The organism is Flavobacterium sp. AC274 (assembly GCF_979258275.1).
In genome coordinates this window covers 3,222,276-3,240,499 of the sequence record NZ_OZ409852.1, presented here as the reverse complement: position 1 = coordinate 3,240,499, position 18,224 = coordinate 3,222,276, and the positions used below count along the sequence as shown (strand labels likewise).

The following is an 18,224-nucleotide window of genomic DNA, read 5'->3' as shown; positions in this document are numbered from 1 at the left end:
TATTGGTTGCATATTATAATTTGAAACCTGTTTTTAAACGTATTTTCTCACTTCATTTGTTTTAGTATATAATTTTACTTAATGAGAGAAATAATACTATCTAAAAAACAATTGATTATGAAAAAAATATCTATTTTAAAACTATTATTAATTTTATTCTCTTTTGTTCTAATATCAGGCTGTAAAAAAGAAATAAAATTAGAAGAAGAAAAACATTCAGAACTTACTACTGAAGAAGCAAAATCACTGGCTAAAGATGCTTATTTATTTGGAATGCCTGTTGTTTTTTTGAAAAACAATTTGACTATCAGTCGTATACTACTAAAAGCACCAAAACAAAAGCACCTGTAAATCATTTTTTGCATTATCGGGCATTTGTTGATGCTTCAGACAAATCTGTAGTTGGTTTTAATGTAGATAATTTATATTCTATTTCAGATGTTGATCTCTCCAAAGAACCTTTGGTTTTATTTGTTCCGCAAATGGGAAATCGGTTTTGGCTAATGCAAATTATTGATGCTTGGAATGGTGTTCCTGCTGCGCCAGGATCCAGAACACACGGTAACAAAGGTGGTACTTTTGTTCTTGTTGGTCCCGATTTTATGGGAGATTTACCAAAGGGTATAGAAGTTATAAAGTCCCCTACCAATTTGGTTATTATTGGCGGTAGAACGTATTGCGCAGGAAAATCTGATTATGCAGAAGTAAACAAATTACAGGATCAATATAAATTGGTTCCATTATCACAATGGAAAAAAATTATGTTCCTCCAACTAATGTTCCTTTAAAAAAAGATGTTGATGGCACTACTTTGGTAAACAAACAATTTAACTCCTTAACTGCTGAGCAATTCTACAAAAACCTAAATAGATTAATGGTTACTAATCCTCCGTATGCCAGCGACTCTGTTATGGTTAAAAAAATAGAAAAACTCGGTATTAAACCCGGTTCTGATTTTTCTTTAAGCACATTTAAACCAGAAATAGCTAAAGCAATTGAAGAAGGTTATGCCGAAGGTTATAAAGAGATGATGAAAGAATCAACTCAATTAGGAAAAATTGTAAATGGCTGGTCGCTGACTTATGACATGGGAAAATATGGTACAAGATATGCTTACAGAGCCGCCTGGACTTATTTTGGAATTGGAGGAAATATTCTGGAAGATGCTTTTTATCCATTGGCGCAGACTGATGCTGATAAAAATCCATTAGACAGCGCGAACAAATACACCCTTACATTTACAAAAGATCAAATTCCACCTGCATCGGCTTTTTGGTCGCTGACAATGTATGATTTTGATGCTTATTTAGTTCCAAATAAGTTAAATCGTTATGCACTTGGCGATCGCAGTAATCTTAAATTCGAAAAAGACGGTTCTCTTACTCTTTATCTGCAAAATACAAATCCGGGAAAAGAAAAAGAAAGCAATTGGCTGCCAAGTCCTGCAAGCGGAAAATTTAAAGTGGCATTACGCCTTTATGTTCCGAAACCTGAGGTTATAAAAGGAAAATGGATACCACCAGCAATTCAAAAAGTGAAATAATTTTTGAATCATTAAAATTAATTTACAACAACGAATTTAAATGATCGCAAGGAAAATAAATCGTTATGGCTGTACCTTCGTTTGGTTTAGATTCAGCGCGAATTGTTCCTCCACAGGTTTGCATTATTTTTTTGCTCAATGCCAAACCAACTCCCGAACCACTGTATTTTTCTTGTGGATGTAATCGTGTAAATATTTTAAAAATAGAAGCGGCATATTCTTGTTCAAAACCAATTCCGTTGTCTGTAAAAGTAATCCAGTGACAATAAATTTGAGTTGAAAAATTATAAGGTTCCGGTTTTTGTGAAGCTGTTACTTTAATAACAGGCAATCTGTCCGAAGATGCATATTTTAATGAATTTTGCAGAATATTAGAAAACAGCTGTTTCATCAAAAAATGAATTCCATGAATTTCAGGCAGATTTTCGTATTCAATTAAAGCGCCACTTTCAGTAAATGATTCTTTCATTTCATCGAGAGTAAGCTCCATAATATTGTTTAAATCAATTTTCTGAAGTGCATCTTTGGTATATTTTATGCGGGTATATTTTAGAATATCCTGTAACAAAACCTGCATTCTGTTTGCTGAATTTGAGACACGCTGTAACGAATCATAAACAGATTGAGGTGGAACATTGTCTATTTCGAGAAGTAATTTAGAAATAATAAGCTGAATTTTTCGTAAAGGTTCCTGCAAATCATGTGTACTGATCCAGTTGATGTTTTCCAGTTCTGAGTTTGTTTCTTTTAAAACTTCACTCTGACTTCTATATTTCTCTTCTTCCTCACTCAGCATCAATAAAATAATCTGATTGTGAAGTACGTGCGCGTAACTTGCCGCTGCATTTATTTCGGGATGAAGCCACTTACTACTTTGGTTTTTAACAATTTGTTTCCAGATATTAAACGAATTTCTGGGATGAAGTCCATTATTGTCTTTGATAATGGCTTTTTCCGGATCTCCTCCCCAATTTATTTCAGATATAGTTTCTGGTCTGTACCATACAATACTATTATCATTTCCTAAAGAATGGTAAATAATTCCGGCAACATCGGGATTATCATTAAATTCCGGAAAATAATCTGTTAGTTTATTGGTAGTGAATATTCCTTCTTTAGCAAAATAATTAATTTTTATATTGATTCGCCCAATCTGATCATCAGAGGGTGTAATACCATGTTTGTATATTTTGTCTCCAACGCAAATAGAAACACCCGTTGCATTACAAAGATTTAATAACTCAGGATCTACACAAATGGTTGCAAATGATAATGGATCCAAAGGCAGATCTAAACCTGTTAGATGTTCCAGTGCCAAAGATGTTTTGCGCGCAATTTGATATTCATCTGTAGATTGTCTCAAATCAATTTGAGAACTAATAAATTGTCCCTGAAGTTTTGCTGCAAGCCTGATTTCGGGAGAAATATTTTTTGCCGAATAATGGTGGCATGCAATTAACCCCCATAATCTGTCATGATGAATAAGAGAAATTGTTAGTGTAGCGCCAACGCCCATATTTTTAAGATATTCGACATGAATTGGCGATGTACTTCTTAAAATTGAAAGACTCAAATCGAGGTTTTTATTTTCCCGATCATCAATCGTAAAAATCGGAACGGGTTTGTAATTCATATCAGTTATCAATCGCAACTGATTTTTCATATACAATTCTCTCGCCTGTGCCGGAATATCTGTATGCGGATAATGCAATCCTAAAAATGACTCTAAATCTTCCCTGCAATTTTCGGCATAAACTTCTCCATTATAATCGGCATCAAAACGGTAAATCATAACACGATCGTAACCGGTTATTTCACGTGTTCCTTTTGCTACAAGCGCACATAAGTCCTTCAAACTATTTGTGCTGTTCATATCGGTTATGAACTGAATCATTTGAGTATATAATTCAGCAGTTTTCTCTTTGCCTCCAAAATGTGGTTCGGCTTCAAGAACATAAACATCATGACTTTTGTGAATGCTCAATTGAAATGATTTTCCCAAAAAATCAATTTCAAGCGGAAAAATCAGTTGTTTTTTGTCACCATTGATATAAGTAATAATTTCTTCTTTTGCCTGAACTCCGAAAGTGGCGCAAAAATCTTTCCCTATTATATCTTTATAAACTAAATCAACGAAGGCTGAAATATTTTCGGTACAAAAATCTATTTTCCAATCTGCAGTAACGCCAACCAAAAAACCATGTGGCTGAATACTTCCCGGGATATGTATGGGTTCATGCTCGCAGTTTGTTAACGTAACAATATCCCTATTTACAATATCTCTAATTTTCATTTCTCTCTTTCTTCACAAAATGATCATGAATACAATCAAAGGCATAAATTGCTCCTTTAATTATTTCATCTTCACAGTTATTTTCTTCCTGATATTCGGTTAATACATTCAAAAACGATTTCCAATGACTTCCCGTTTTGTTGCCATATCCTGTAAAATACGAAACTCCTTTACCTTCATCAAGTCCTTTTATTGTTTCGATATTTTTCAATATAAATCGACCTCCCAAAGAAGAACCTTCAACAACATACAAAATACCCAATGCAAATGGTATTGTTATATTTTCAGTATTAAAAACAGTACTTGCCACGGGCTCATTATAATTTAAAAAAGCAAGATCTTCTTCTATTAAATGCTTCTTTTTTCTTTCTCTTAAATCATGAATATTACCTGAAAGCAACGGAAAAATATTTTCTTCTACATCATAATGAACGTCGTACATCAATTTTAAATAATGTGCATAATCTTCTGTTTTCATTTTGGGTGAAAGGATAGAAGAAGACACGGGTAAATTTTCCAGTCTTTTATGCGCACCGGCTGTTTGTGTTTTAAGCGTATGTAAAAAATCTAAGGATAAGGAAGAATTCAAATCTGGGGCCATTTTGTTTGTATTAATTTTCTTGACTTATACAAATATACTATTTTGAAACATTTTTTATTCTATAAATTGATGATCAAATATAGTATTAATAAAAAGAAAAAGCGCTAAACCAAAAGATTAGCGCTTCCTTATTCAGAAATGAGATAAAATTTATATTACCATCCTTTTACAGCTCCGCCCTTAAATTCGCGAACAGCTGCTTTTTCTACTTCAACAGATTGAAAAGCTTTTAAAAATTGCTTTACTTTTTCTTCGTTTTTATTGTCTACTCTGCTTACTACAAGATTTACATAAGGAGAATCTTTGTCTTCAACAAACAAAGCATCGGTTGCCGGAACTAAACCTGCCTGAGATGCAAAAGTATTGTTGATAATGGCAATCGTTACATTTTCGTCATCTAAAGCTCTTGGTAATTGTGGCGCTTCTAACTCTAATATTTTCAGATTTTTAGGATTTTCTGTAATGTCGGTTACTTTTGGAAGCAAACCAACGCCATCGCGAAGTTTCAACAAACCGTTTTTCTGCAAAAGCAATAAAGAACGTCCGCCGTTTGTTGGATCATTCGGAATAATAATCGTGCTTTCGTTTTTCAATTCAGAAAGGTTTTTGATTTTTTTGGAATAACCTGCAATTGGGTAAATGAATGTTTTTCCGATAATTGCCAGTTTGTAACCTCTTTGTTTTGATTGCTCATCAAGATATGGTTTATGCTGAAAAGCATTGGCATCGATATCTCCCTGGCTTAAAGCTTCGTTTGGAATAACATAATCGTTGAAAGAAACCAACTCTACTTCAAGACCGTATTTTTCTTTAGCTACTTTTTTAGCTTCTTCGGCAACTTTATATTCTGGTCCGGTTGCAACTCCGACTTTTATAAAATGCGGATCGTTGTTTTTACTTTTTCCGCAATTAACCAATGAAAGTGACAAGGTTAAAACGGCGATTGTTTTTAAAAAATTATTTTTAGTAATCATGTTTTTATATTTTAATAATTAATATTTATATGTTGTGTGTTTTTTACCGCAGAGAACGCAAAGGTTTTTCGCAAAGATCACAAAGATTAAGTTGTGCCAGCACAATTTAAAGTTCGCAAAGCTTTGTGAATTTTACCATATAGTCTTGCGAATTTAACCGCAGAGAACGCAAAGGTTTTTCGCAAAGATCACAAAGATTATTTTGAGTTGATTCTCAAGAAAAGTTCGCAAAGCTTTGTGTACTTTGTGTTTTTACTAAACTTAGAATAATCAAAAACTTTGTGTTCTCTGTGGTAAAATTTCAAAGCAATCTCAAAGTAACCACAAAGCTTTGCGTCCCGAGACTTCGGGATGCCTTTTCACAAAACTTCGCAGAGTAAAAAAACTTTGCGTGCTTTGCGGTAAAAATCTCAAAGTATTATCTCAAAAGTATTATCTATGATCAAAGCGTTTTGATAATGTATCGCCTGCAAACTGAATCAGGAATACCAAAAGTACCAGCAATGCCAATACAGAATTCATCGTTACGGCATCATAACCAATATATCCGTATTGATAACCAACCTGCCCTAAACCGCCTGCTCCAACTGCTCCGCCCATTGCAGAATAACCTACAAGTGTAATTAAGGTAATGGATGCTGCATTTATTAACGATGGCAAAGCCTCCGGAAGCAATACTTTGTACACAATTTGAAAAGGTGTTGCGCCCAATGCTCTTGCCGCTTCTATTAATCCTGATGGTAAACCCAGTAAACTATTTTCTACAAGACGGGCAATAAACGGTGCTGCGCCAATACTTAACGGAACTAATGCTGCACTTACGCCAATAGAAGTTCCTACAAGTGCGCGTGTAAACGGAATCATCCAGACGATTAATATGATAAATGGAATGGATCGGAAAATATTAACCAAAACAGATAAACTTCTGTTTAAAACGGGCTGATCTAATATTTGATTTTTTCGGGTAAGGAAAAGTAAAATTCCGGTTGGAAGTCCTAAGGCGAAACCAAAAAAGCCTGACACAAAGGTCATTACTATGGTTTCCCAGGTTCCTTTTACTAATAATTCAATAATTGCTTCAGACATAACCTATGATTTCTGTTTTAATATGTTTTGAAATAAAATAATCAATTGCCGCTTGGTAATTTTCGCGTTTACCGGATAATTCGATCAGCATAACCCCAAAATTAACTTCTCCGGCCTGATCCATTTGAGCAGAAATGATTTTGAAATCGGTATCAAATAATCTCGAAACTTCTGAAATAACTGGCTCATTTACCGATTTACCGGTCATTTCAAGTCGCAACAGCGGGTTTAAAGTTCCGTTGTCTTCTTTTTGAAGTTTGTCCTGATAAACAGACGGAACATCAAGATGTAAGGAAGAAGCAATAAACTCTTTTGTCAATTCATGTTTCGGATCGGCAAAAATTTCACCTACACTTCCCTGCTCTATCAATTCTCCGTGACTAATTACGGCAACCTCATCGCAAATTGATTTCACCACTTCCATTTGGTGTGTAATTAGTAAAACTGTAATGTTTAAACGACGGTTGATGTCTTTTAATAATTCAAGAATTGATCTTGTAGTTGCAGGATCCAATGCACTTGTGGCTTCGTCGCACAAAAGTACTTTTGGGTTGTTTGCCAAAGTTCTGGCAATAGCCACTCTTTGTTTTTGCCCTCCTGAAAGACTTGCCGGATAATCGTTTGCTTTTTCTCTTAAACCCACCAATTGCAATAATTCGAGAACACGCGTTTCAATAGTTGCTTTTGAAGTTCCTACTAATTCTAACGGAAAAGCAACATTTTCGAAAACAGTTCTTGATGAAAGTAAATTGAAATGCTGAAAAATCATTCCAATTTGTCTTCTTTCAATTGCCAGTTGAGAATTTGATAATTGCATCAGCGATTTTCCGTCAACGATAATTTCTCCTGAAGTTGGTCTTTCCAGTAAATTTACACATCGAATCAATGTGCTTTTTCCTGCTCCCGAAGTACCAATTACACCAAATATTTTCCCTGGCGGAACTTTAAGTGAAACATCAGCCAAAGCAGTAACAATTCTGTTTTTCTGATGAAACGTTTTGGTAACATTTTTTAATTCAATCATTATTTTAATTCAAATTAATTTGCATTGTAAGTGTCTTTTTACCGCAAAGAACGCTATGTCATTCGCAAGGTTCGCTAAGTTTTTTTTATAAGCTTTGCGAACTTTGCGGTTTTTATTTGCGCGCTTTGCGGTAAAATTTTAAAACAAAAAAACCTTTCAACGATTATGAAAGGCTTTTGTAATAAATCATATTATTTTTTATATAAGCCAGACATTTTATCGCATAACAGCAGCACAACACTTCATCATGTTATGGCTATAATGGCTAAAATTCTGGATCTCGTTTTTCATTGCTGCGGCAAATTTAAAGAGATAATTTGAATTTGAATGCATAAAAACGTAAAACTTTTTAAACCCTATCAATATAATAGACTAATTACGGAATTGAGTAGTATTTGCTAAATATTTAACAGAATAATTTTAAGGTTTTCAATTAATTATTGATTACAATTTAATTGTAAAACATTGGCTCCTAAAGGTTGTTCGAGTTTGCGTTCTAATTTTTCATTATGAATGGTAATATAAATTTCCATAGAGCCTGTTCCTACTTTTAAGGCCAGAATATGTCCGCCATAAGCATCAAACTTATCATCGGTTGCTACACCATGAACGTGAATGGATGGTTTTTCTTCTTTCCAGGCGATTGATCCGGTTAAACTTCCCATTTCGACTTTATTGAAGGTTTTGGGATTGAATTTCTTTGCATTAAAATCATAAAAACCAAAAGTAGCGTCGCTTGCAAAACCAATTCCGGTAAAGTTGGCTGAGGGGATTTGTTTTTCTTTTGCTAAATTTTCAAGGTTAGCCAAAACATCATCTCCTTCTCTTAAAACCATTAAATAACCATAATCTGTTTTTGTATAGCGACATTTTTCGTTATCTGCTTTTTCTTGCGTATGTGCTGCAAGTAGTGCCATACCTATTATTAATATAGCGAATATTGTGAATATTATTGTTTTTGGTGATAAGTTCATATGGTGAATTTTTAAACAAAACCTGCAGTAATTATTACTGCAGGTTTTTCTGAATCAATAACTAACATTATAAATAAATTGAATCAATACATAGATTTATTAATCTATTTGCTGTTTTCCTATTTCGGAGTTGTAGTTGCTGTTGTGTCTTTTACAGCTGTTGTGTCAGTAGGTACCATTGTAGTATCTACTGCGGCGGCATTGATACTATCAACTGTAGTGTCTGTTGAATCGTACGTTGAATCTGCCGGGACAGTGTCTGTCTTTTTGCATGAAAATGCAAGTCCTGCTAAAATAACAAGTAAGGCAACTTTGGATTTGATAAGTGTTTTCATAATAATACGGTTTTTCATTGATAACTAATTATTCAAATTTAGACTTTGATTACATTAAATTTCTTACATAATTATTTTTAGTTTTTACAAAATATTACATGTAAAAAACTAAAAAGCAACAAGTTAATCAAGAAAATAAGACCTTAGTCTTTATATTGAAATACAATATTGCCTCCTTTATTAAAACTATTTACTAGTGAGTTTCAAATAAAAAAAGGTGCATTACTGCACCTTATCATGTTTATTAAAAAAATCGTGAATCTTCCGGACTATTTTTTATCAATTTTATAGAGTCTTCCACCATCTGTAACGGCGTATAAAGCTCCATCACTTCCCTGGGTTACATCTCTAAATCTTTGACCTTCGCTGGCAAGCAATCTTTCTTCGCCAATTACTTTATTATCTCTAATGGCAAGACGAATAATATGTGTTGCGCTTAATGAACCGATGAACAAATTGTTTTCCCATTCTGGTACACGGTTTCCTGTGTAAAAAGTCATACCACTTGGAGACACAACAGGATCCCAGTAATAAACAGGTTGTTCTAAACCATCTTGTTTTTGAATTCCGGCTCCAATTTTCTCTCCGCTGTATTCAATTCCATATGTTATTGTTGGCCATCCATAATTAGCTCCTCCTTTAAGGCGATTAATTTCGTCACCTCCACGTGGTCCGTGTTCGCTTTCCCAAATGTCACCTGTAACCGGGTGAAGTGCTAAGCCTTGTGGATTTCTATGTCCGATAGAATATAATTCAGGTAATGCACCACTTTGGCTAAAAGTTGGATTGCCTGATGCTGCCTGACCTTCTTTAGTTATTCTAATCACTTTACCAAGACCTCCTGTTACGGATTGAGCCAATGGTCTGGTTTCAAGAACAGAACGTTCTCCGGTACTAACTACCAGATTTCCTGTTTTATCAAAAAGAATTCTTCCTCCATAATGAAGCGTACTTGGGTTTGCAGGATTCGCATGATAAATTACCGTAGCGCCTTCTATTGTTTTTTCGTCATTTGCTAATCTTCCTTTTGCAACTGATGTTTGATTTCCTCCTGTTACTGCTTCTGAGAAAACCCAATAAATCATTCTGTTTGTAGTAAAATCAGGATCGAGCACTAAACCTAATAGTCCGCCCTGTCCCGCAGGATTTACAGCCGGAGCTCCGGTAATAGCGGCACTAACCACTCCTTCTTTAGTTACAATACGGAAGGTTCCTGCTTTTTCAGTTACTAATAATCTGCCATCAGGAAGGCTTTTTACACCCCATGGAGCAGTTAAGTTTGTTGTAATCACTTTTCCTTCATAAGGAGTATTTGTCTGTACACCATTAATACGGGTCTGACCTGTAAATGCAGGAGCATAAGCTGTATTAGGTGTTTCTGTTTCTACCGGATTTGTAATTGTACCGGGATCAGTATGTGGAATTTTGTCATCGTTTGAACAACTCGTAAGAGCTAATAATGCACCCGCAAGGATAGCAAAGATGTAATGAATTTTTTTCATGGTATTTGGGAGTTTAAAAATTAAAAAAGGTTTATATATAAATAGGTTAACACTAATTGAATAAGAATTTTACTTCATTTTCTTTTCGTAGGTTCAAATTTCTTAACTTTATGAATATAAAATCTTACATAATTTAACGCAAAACTTATACAATTAATTGTTTGATTCTAAAATAAACCTACAAAATTGATAATCCGACGATTTAATTGTAACACTAAAAATTTATTTCATGACAGTAAATTCCTATTCCATGACATATTAATCTAGTGCATTGTATGAGATATTTACTTTTAAACTGAAAAAATAAATTATTCATATAAATAAAGAGTAAACGAATATCATTTGACAAAAAAGTGAATAATTATTCCGTTTTCTATAAAAAAATAAGTAAAAACTTGCTTTTTTGAGACAAAAACAGGTATAAACACCTGTATATTAAATAGATATAAAAAGTAACTTAGCATTATACTAAAAAACTTTCAAATATATCTTTTACTATACAGATAAGATGACAAAACCAAAACAAAATTTATTAACTATCTAATTTTTAAAACCATGGAAGAATACATTGCGACCATCAAAGCTTTTGCTTTTAATTTTGCACCAAGAGGCTGGGCATTTTGTAACGGACAAATCATGTCCATAGCACAAAACACAGCACTTTTTTCGTTAATCGGAACAACTTATGGCGGTAATGGCCAAACAACATTTGCTTTGCCTGATCTAAGAGGCAGATCTATTGTACACCCTGGACAAGGGGCTGGATTAAGTAATATTAACTATGGAGAAGTAAGCGGAACTGAAAGCGTTACTTTAACAATAAACAATATGCCAGCTCACGGACATCCTATTCCTGCATTGGGTCTTACTGCTGTTACAACTATTAACGCATTAACCGGCGGCACAGTTAGTAATGAAACTGATGGCGGCAACAATTCATTTTCAAGTGGAGGCTCTACAGCAAATGTGTATAGTGAGCCAGGAGGTACTGCTACTCCTATTAAAGGAGCAACAACAACTGGAACAACTGCAGTAGGCAATACTGGTATTGCAGGAGGAAATAATCCAATTGGTATAAGAAATCCTTATTTAGGAGTTTACATGAGCATTTGCTTAGAAGGTATTTTTCCTTCCAGAAATTAATAAAATATGAAACAGAGGTATCTATACCTCTGTTTTTTTTAATCTCATTTTATGGATAACGACATCAAAGTAGGAATTTTAATTCCAAAATCGCAACAGTATCCTACATTAGATAAAGATTTTATACGAGGCTTAAAACTTAATAATCTCAAAGTAAAATTTTTTGTGGAGAGTATTGGTATTGGTTCCAGCGAGAAAGTAATAATTGAGAAAATACAAAAATTAATTTTTCAGGAAGAAGTATCTGTTATCATTGGCTTTTTTGGTCATAATAATATAATGGAGGTTTATAATTATGCTTCACAAAATGATATTTTATTACTGGCTGCAGATCTTGGAGCGACATTACCTTATGAAACCACCACACCAAAAGGAGTTTACATTAATTCGTTTGGATTAACGGAATCCTGTTATCATTTAGGCGGCTATTTAACAGACAAAAAATTGCAAAGAATTGCAACAGCCAGTTCTTTTTATGATTCAGGTTACGGTATGCTGTCGGCAATTGAATATGCTTTTCAGGAAAAAACGAATTTTTCAGGACATTATATTACTCCTTTTGTTCCCAGAGAAGATGAATCTTCACAAATGGATCAATCTATAAATGCTCAGGAGCCTGATGCTGTTTTTGCTTTTTATAGTGGTTTATATGCTCAGGAAAATGCTGATTTTATAAGCCAAAATAAAATTACTCAAAAGTATCCGTTTTATGTTACTCCGTTTTTTATTAATGATAAAATTCTGGATGATTATAAAAATGACCCTCACGAGCTTTATGTAGTAAGTTCCTGGATGCAAAATGATAGTGACACTGCAGATTTTACTATCGAATATAAAAAAGCATATGCAGAGAATCCGTCGGTTTTTTCTATTCTGGGGTACGAAAACGGACTGATTTTAAAGAACATTCTTCTTAATGCTGATAACAATCTTAGTATTGATTTTTTAATTGAGGAGATGAACAAATTAAATATTACCGGGCCAAGAGGCAATATTCGATTTGATAAGGACACCAACAGAACCATATTTAATCATTACATCTATGAATTAAATATTGATTCTCTTAATACTATAAGCTTTAAAAAAATTGAAACATTGATAAATGACGGACATTTTATTAAGGCTTCTACTTCATTTACTAAGCCAGATAAAATAGGCGGCTGGCACAATGCTTATCTATGTCATTAAACTAACATTATCTATTATGAAAAAAATTACTATTATTCATTATGCTCTTATGTACATTTTTTGTGCATCAAAATGCAAAGTCACAGACTTTAGCAGCGGGCGATATAGCTTTCATTGGCTACAATACCAGTCCTCTGGATGGCTTTTCTTTTATTACATTAAAAGATATACCTGCAGGTACAGTAATCTATTTTACTGAACGCGGCTGGGGTAACGGAACCTGGGTAGCAGGAAGTAACGAAAGCCATTTACAGTGGATTGTGCCCGGACCAGGACCAACTCCTGTAGGGACAGTTGTATCTGTAATGGAAACGGCTGATGATACATTTACAGTAACAGGAACAACGGGCATTGGTTATGCTCCTGGTTTTACTGGTTTTAATCTTTCTGCCGGTGACCAGATTTTGGCTTACCAGTCAGCAAGTGGTGTTTTACCTATTTTACCAAATTTGCCCACTTTTATTGCAGGTATTCATGGAGAATATAATTCTGCTGATTATGATGTGACAACTAAATGGAATCTATCAACTACAAGCGGAGGTCCTGGAAGTGCTCAGCCATTAGGATTAACCAATGGTTTAAATTGTATTTCTTTATTTCCTGCACCAGGTCCTGAAGTTGCAAATAGCAAATTTACAGGAACATTAACTGGTACAGCTCTCGATATAATGACAAGTATTAATACCTATACAAATTGGTCTCATAACGGCACAGTAAATTATACTATAACTCCTGTAAGTTACCCAACTCCGGCAATTACTACCGCAGTCGCACCAACAGTTACAACTACCGCAGCCGGAACTATTAAATCTGTTTCTGCAACACTTGGTGGTGTGGTATCCGCAGATGGTGGTGATGCTAGTATTGTAAGAGGAATAGTTTGGGCTACAACAGCAAATCCTGTTATTGTTACAAATAATACTGTTCAAATTGGAACCGGTACAGGAACATTTTCAAATGTTATAACAGGACTTCCTCCTGCTACAACTATTCATTTTAGAGCTTATGCAACAAATAGTGGAGGTACCGGTTACGGAAGTGATTTAACCTTTACTACAGGAGCGGCTTTGAGTACCTCATCAACTCCACAGACAAATATTAGCTGCAATGGCGGTACTAATGGTTCTGCCTCTGTGGTAGTAACTGGCGGTACTACTCCTTATACTTATGCATGGGCTCCATCCGGAGGAACAAATGCAGCAGCAACAGGACTTGGTGTTGGCTCTTACACGGTAACCGTTACAGATGGTGAATCGACACAAATTACAAGAACATTTAATATAACACAGCCACCAGTACTTAACGGAACTCCGGCTACAACTCAAGTAGCATGTTTTGGAGGATCTAATGGTGTTGCCAGTGTTACAGCATCCGGAGGTACTCCCGGATATACTTATTTATGGAATACAGGAGCAACAACTTCTGCTATTACCGGACTTACCGCAGGAACTTATAGTGTGACAATTACAGATGCGAATGCATGTACAAAACTTGTAAGTAATATTATAGTGGCACAGCCAGCTGTTTTATCAGCTTCTCAAGGCACAATAACTAATGTAAGCTGTAATGGAGGTGCTAACGGATCTGCAACTGTTACAGCTACAGGAGGCGCAGGAGGATATACGTATTCATGGTCTCCATCTGGAGGAACGGCTGCTACAGCATCGGGACTTTCTCAGGGAAATTATACGGTTACGATTACAGATGCTAACTCATGTCAGGTAACTCAAAATTTTGCAATCTCACAACCTACTCCATTTTCTGTAACAACTTCACAAACTGATATATTATGTAATGGAGCTGCAACAGGATCTGCAACAGTAAATGTAACAGGCGGAACTGGTGCTTATACGTATTCATGGTCTCCATCTGGCGGAACTGGTGCAACAGCAACAGGACTTACAGCGGGAACTTATACGGTTACAATTAAAGATGCTAATCTGTGTCAGACTACAAGAACTTTTACTATCAATCAGCCAAGTGCATTGATAGCAACACCGAGTGCACAGACAAATATTGGATGCCGTGGTGATGCTACAGGATCTGCAACGGTAAATGTAAGTGGCGGAACGGGTGCTTATACCTATTCATGGGCGCCATCTGGCGGAACTGGTGTAACAGCAACAGGACTTACAGCAGGAACTTATACAGTTACGGTTACAGATGCTAACGGATGTATAGCAACACAAACTTTTTCAATTACTCAACCGGCAGCAATTTTATCTGCCACTACCGCAACAGTTGGTGTTAGTTGTTTTGGAGGAACTAATGGATCTGCTTCTGTAACAGTTTCAGGTGGAACACCAGGATATACTTATTCATGGGCGCCTCTTGGTGGTACTACATCAACTATTACAGGAAGACCTGCCGGAAATTATACCTGCACAATTACAGATGCAAATGGATGTACATTAGTTAAGAACTTAACAATAAATACGCCTCCTCTATTTTCGGCAACTGCAGTAAAAACAGATGTTTCATGTAATGGAGGTACAAATGGTACTGCTACTGTAAATGCATCAGGAGGTACTCCGGGTTACACTTATTCTTGGTCGCCATCTGGCGGAACAGGTGCAACGGCTTCAGGTCTTGTGGCAGGAACCTATACTGTCACTGTTACAGATGCAAACACATGTCAAACCACTGCAACCGTTACTATAGGTCAACCTTCAACTTTAGTAGCCTCAACAGCAAAAACTGATGCACTTTGTAATGGAAGTGCCAGCGGAACAGCATCAGTAATTGTTTCAGGAGGAACAGGAGCATATTCATACGTATGGTCACCTTCTGGCGGCACGGCTGGTACAGCAACTGGATTAGCAGCTGGAAACTACAATTGTTTAATTACAGATGCTAATGGATGTACTTTAACTAAAACCTTTACAATTAATCAGCCTGCAGTCTTAAATGCTACTACAACGCTAATTAATGCTACTTGTACAACTGGAGGTCAGGCAGCCGTAGGACCTGTAGGTGGTACCGCACCATATAATTATCTATGGTCACCTTCTGGCGAAACTACGCAAACAGTAACTGGATTAAGCAATGGAAATGTTAGCTGTTTAATTACAGATGCTAACGGATGTACAGTTACAAAAAACTTTACTGTAACCACAACAAATACATTAGTTGCTACAACATCTCAAACAGATATTTTATGTAATGGAAGCAATACAGGAACAGCAACCGTTGTGCCTTCTGGTGCTCCTGGTCCGTTTACTTATGTTTGGTCACCTGCCGGAGGAAATGCTGCAACAGCAACAGGACTTACTTCCGGAAATTATTCTGTAAGTATAACTTCTTCAAATGGCTGTTCAATTGTAAAAAACTTTACAATAACTGAACCTGCTGCTTTAACAGTTACACCTTCACAAACAAATATTTCATGTAACGGAGGATCAAACGGATCTGCTTCGGTAATCGTAACAGGCGGAACGGGAGGTTACACTTATTCATGGTCACCATCTGGTGGAACTGCTGCAACTGCATCTGGACTTAGCGCCGGAACTTACACAGTAACTATTACAGATGCCAACTTATGTCAGACAACACAAAGTTTTACATTAACTGAGCCAGCTGTCCTGGCTACTACATTCTCTCAAACAAATGTTTCCTGTAATGGAGGGTCTAACGGATCTGCTTCTGTAAATGCAACAGGCGGAACTGGTGCCTATACTTATGTATGGTCTCCATCTGGAGGAACGGCTGCAACAGCATCTGGATTATCTGCAGGTACTTATACCGTAACTGTAAAAGATGCTAACCTATGTCAAACTACAGCGGTTGTTACTATAACAGAACCTAATATACTTGCAGCAACAACATCACAAGTTAATGTTTCTTGTAATGGACAAAGTGATGGTTCTGCGACAGTAAACGTAACCGGTGGAACTAGTTCTTATACTTATTCATGGGCTCCATCCGGAGGAACTGCAGATACAGCTTCGGGCCTGGCAGCAGGAACTTATACCGTAACGGTAACTGATGCAAATAGCTGTACAGTAACACAAACTGTAACTATAACTACAATTCCAGATGTAACCTTACCTGTACCAGATGTAACAAATCTTCCTGATATTACAAATTATTGTTCGGTTTTACCGGCCGAAATTGCTATACCAACAGCAACTGATAATTGTTCGGGAATAATAACTGCAACAACAAGTGATCCTTTAAGTTATACTGCAGTTGGTAATTATGTTATTAACTGGATTTATACTGATGATAGCGGAAATACTGCATCTCAGCAACAAAATATTAATGTAATAGCTTCTCCTTTAGATCAGGTAACTTTTACCGATGCAGAATTTACTTATAATGGAAGTGTTCATACGATAGAAGTTGCTAATCTTCCTGCCGGAGCAAGCGTAGTTTATACCACTACTCCATCAACAGGAACATCAAACGGAGCTGTCGATGCTGGATTTTATACAGTTACTGCAATAGTATCACCTTCTGTAAGTTCGCCAAATTGTTCACCAATTACACTTACTGCACAGCTTGAAATCAAAAAAGCACCTCAACAAATTACTTTTGGAGCTTTAGCAGCGAGAATCCTTGGAATTAATAATGATTTCAGTTTAGAAGCTACATCAAATTCAGGTTTGCCAATTCGTTATTCGTTTACTTATACTTCTGCACTTCCTCCGGCAAACGTATCTGCGAGTGGTTTAGTGAGTATGATAAGATCCGGACAATTGGTAATTACTGCTCATCAGGATGGTGATGCCAACTATTTGCCAGCCGTTTCTGTTTCTCAAACTCTGATAATTAAAAACAACGATGTTTCAATTACAAGTATCACGATCAATGGTGAAGTGTATAGCGATCCCGCAAAAAATATTACGTATGTAATGGAATGTGGAGAAAACAATCCAAACATCGCTATTTTAAACAGTACAAATGCAACAATAACGCCATCTGCTAATTTTACGGTGCAAACTCCTAAACCGGGAATTTATACACAAAACGTAACCATAACTTCAGAAGATGGAAGTACTACTGCTAATTATACGATCAAAGTAGAAAAACCATTTGGTTTCTATGATATTGTGAAACAAAAATTCAACAATGTACTTCTTGTAAACAACAATCCTCAAACAAATGGCGGTTATGAGTTTACTGCATACCAATGGTTTAAAAACGGTCAATTGATAGGAACCGGTCAATATTATACTGCAGGAAATGATTCTAATAATGTATTGGATCCAACTGCATCATACAGTGTAAAAATGACTACTAAAGATGGAAAAGTACTTCAAACTTGTGGATCGACAATTACAATACAAAATTCACTACAAGCCAAACTTTATCCTAACCCTATTGAAGTTGGAAAAGTACTTACCGTAGAAGCCGATTTTCCAGCAGAAGATCTGGCAAATATGCAGATTTCACTTTATTCTGTTTCAGGAAAACTGGTTAAAACAGTTCAGTCATCTTCAGTAATAACTGAAATACAATTACCTGCAACGACTGAAAGCAATATGTATCTCGTAGTTCTTGAAAGTGCGAACATAAAAAAATCATTCAAAGTAATTGTAAAATAAATAAACCCGCCAGTA

At 35.7% G+C, this 18,224-nt stretch carries 14 protein-coding genes; 6 read left to right on the top strand and 8 right to left on the bottom strand.

Going from position 1 to position 18,224, the window contains the following annotated elements:
- Nucleotides 1–117 precede the first annotated feature (117 nt).
- From ACZZZT_RS14415 to ACZZZT_RS14405, 3 genes are read left to right on the top strand one after another with little or no spacing between them, the layout of a single operon-like run.
- Nucleotides 118–351, top strand: a complete 234-nt coding sequence (locus tag ACZZZT_RS14415; RefSeq protein WP_463460897.1) for a hypothetical protein — start codon at nucleotides 118–120, stop codon at nucleotides 349–351.
- An 8-nt stretch (nucleotides 352–359) separates the two neighbouring features.
- Nucleotides 360–788 (top strand): DUF1254 domain-containing protein, encoded by a 429-nt coding sequence (locus ACZZZT_RS14410; RefSeq protein WP_463460896.1) that lies wholly within the window; start codon nucleotides 360–362, stop codon nucleotides 786–788.
- A complete protein-coding gene (locus ACZZZT_RS14405; RefSeq protein WP_463460895.1) occupies nucleotides 749–1,543 on the top strand; it encodes a DUF1214 domain-containing protein in 795 nt (264 codons plus the stop codon). Before ACZZZT_RS14410 ends, ACZZZT_RS14405 begins: the two co-directional genes overlap by 40 nt.
- A gap of 22 nt (nucleotides 1,544–1,565) precedes the next feature.
- Here the strand turns inward: ACZZZT_RS14405 and ACZZZT_RS14400 are convergent, their stop codons facing one another.
- The 8 genes from ACZZZT_RS14400 to ACZZZT_RS14365 all read right to left on the bottom strand — a co-directional run bounded on the left by ACZZZT_RS14400 (nucleotide 1,566) and on the right by ACZZZT_RS14365 (nucleotide 10,332).
- Nucleotides 1,566–3,836, bottom strand: coding sequence for an ATP-binding protein (locus tag ACZZZT_RS14400; RefSeq protein WP_463460894.1), 2,271 nt, complete (start codon nucleotides 3,834–3,836; stop codon nucleotides 1,566–1,568).
- The gene (locus ACZZZT_RS14395; RefSeq protein WP_463460893.1) at nucleotides 3,826–4,437 is read right to left on the bottom strand and encodes a biliverdin-producing heme oxygenase; all 612 of its coding nucleotides are present in this window, start codon (nucleotides 4,435–4,437) and stop codon (nucleotides 3,826–3,828) included. The genes ACZZZT_RS14400 and ACZZZT_RS14395 overlap by 11 nt, the downstream gene beginning before the upstream one ends.
- A 155-nt stretch (nucleotides 4,438–4,592) precedes the next feature.
- On the bottom strand, nucleotides 4,593–5,411 hold the full coding sequence (metQ, locus tag ACZZZT_RS14390) for a methionine ABC transporter substrate-binding lipoprotein MetQ (protein WP_463460892.1): 819 nt from the start codon (nucleotides 5,409–5,411) through the stop codon (nucleotides 4,593–4,595).
- 432 nt (nucleotides 5,412–5,843) lie between these two features.
- Entirely contained in the window at nucleotides 5,844–6,497 is a 654-nt protein-coding gene (gene metI / locus ACZZZT_RS14385) for a methionine ABC transporter permease MetI (protein WP_042566804.1), read from the bottom strand.
- Nucleotides 6,490–7,521: a methionine ABC transporter ATP-binding protein MetN gene (gene metN, locus ACZZZT_RS14380; RefSeq protein WP_463460891.1), complete on the bottom strand. Its 1,032-nt coding sequence runs from the start codon at nucleotides 7,519–7,521 to the stop codon at nucleotides 6,490–6,492. Before metN ends, metI begins: the two co-directional genes overlap by 8 nt.
- A 437-nt stretch (nucleotides 7,522–7,958) precedes the next feature.
- Nucleotides 7,959–8,438, bottom strand: a complete 480-nt coding sequence (locus ACZZZT_RS14375) for a PPC domain-containing DNA-binding protein (RefSeq protein WP_089075980.1) — start codon at nucleotides 8,436–8,438, stop codon at nucleotides 7,959–7,961.
- A gap of 176 nt (nucleotides 8,439–8,614) precedes the next feature.
- Nucleotides 8,615–8,830 (bottom strand): hypothetical protein, encoded by a 216-nt coding sequence (locus ACZZZT_RS14370; RefSeq protein ID WP_042566801.1) that lies wholly within the window; start codon nucleotides 8,828–8,830, stop codon nucleotides 8,615–8,617.
- Between the two features lie 269 nt (nucleotides 8,831–9,099).
- Complete coding sequence (locus ACZZZT_RS14365; protein WP_463460890.1) at nucleotides 9,100–10,332, bottom strand: PQQ-dependent sugar dehydrogenase; 1,233 nt, start codon at nucleotides 10,330–10,332, stop codon at nucleotides 9,100–9,102.
- A gap of 555 nt (nucleotides 10,333–10,887) precedes the next feature.
- Here ACZZZT_RS14365 and ACZZZT_RS14360 point away from each other — a divergent pair.
- Genes ACZZZT_RS14360 through ACZZZT_RS14350 form a run of 3 tightly spaced genes read left to right on the top strand, consistent with a single transcriptional unit; the run spans nucleotide 10,888 to nucleotide 18,209 of the window.
- The gene (locus ACZZZT_RS14360) at nucleotides 10,888–11,475 is read left to right on the top strand and encodes a phage tail protein (protein ID WP_073398148.1); all 588 of its coding nucleotides are present in this window, start codon (nucleotides 10,888–10,890) and stop codon (nucleotides 11,473–11,475) included.
- A 51-nt stretch (nucleotides 11,476–11,526) separates the two neighbouring features.
- A complete protein-coding gene (locus tag ACZZZT_RS14355; RefSeq protein WP_463460889.1) occupies nucleotides 11,527–12,663 on the top strand; it encodes an ABC transporter substrate-binding protein in 1,137 nt (378 codons plus the stop codon).
- A 41-nt stretch (nucleotides 12,664–12,704) separates the two neighbouring features.
- Entirely contained in the window at nucleotides 12,705–18,209 is a 5,505-nt protein-coding gene (locus ACZZZT_RS14350) for a T9SS type A sorting domain-containing protein (protein WP_463460888.1), read from the top strand.
- Nucleotides 18,210–18,224: the final 15 nt, after the last annotated feature.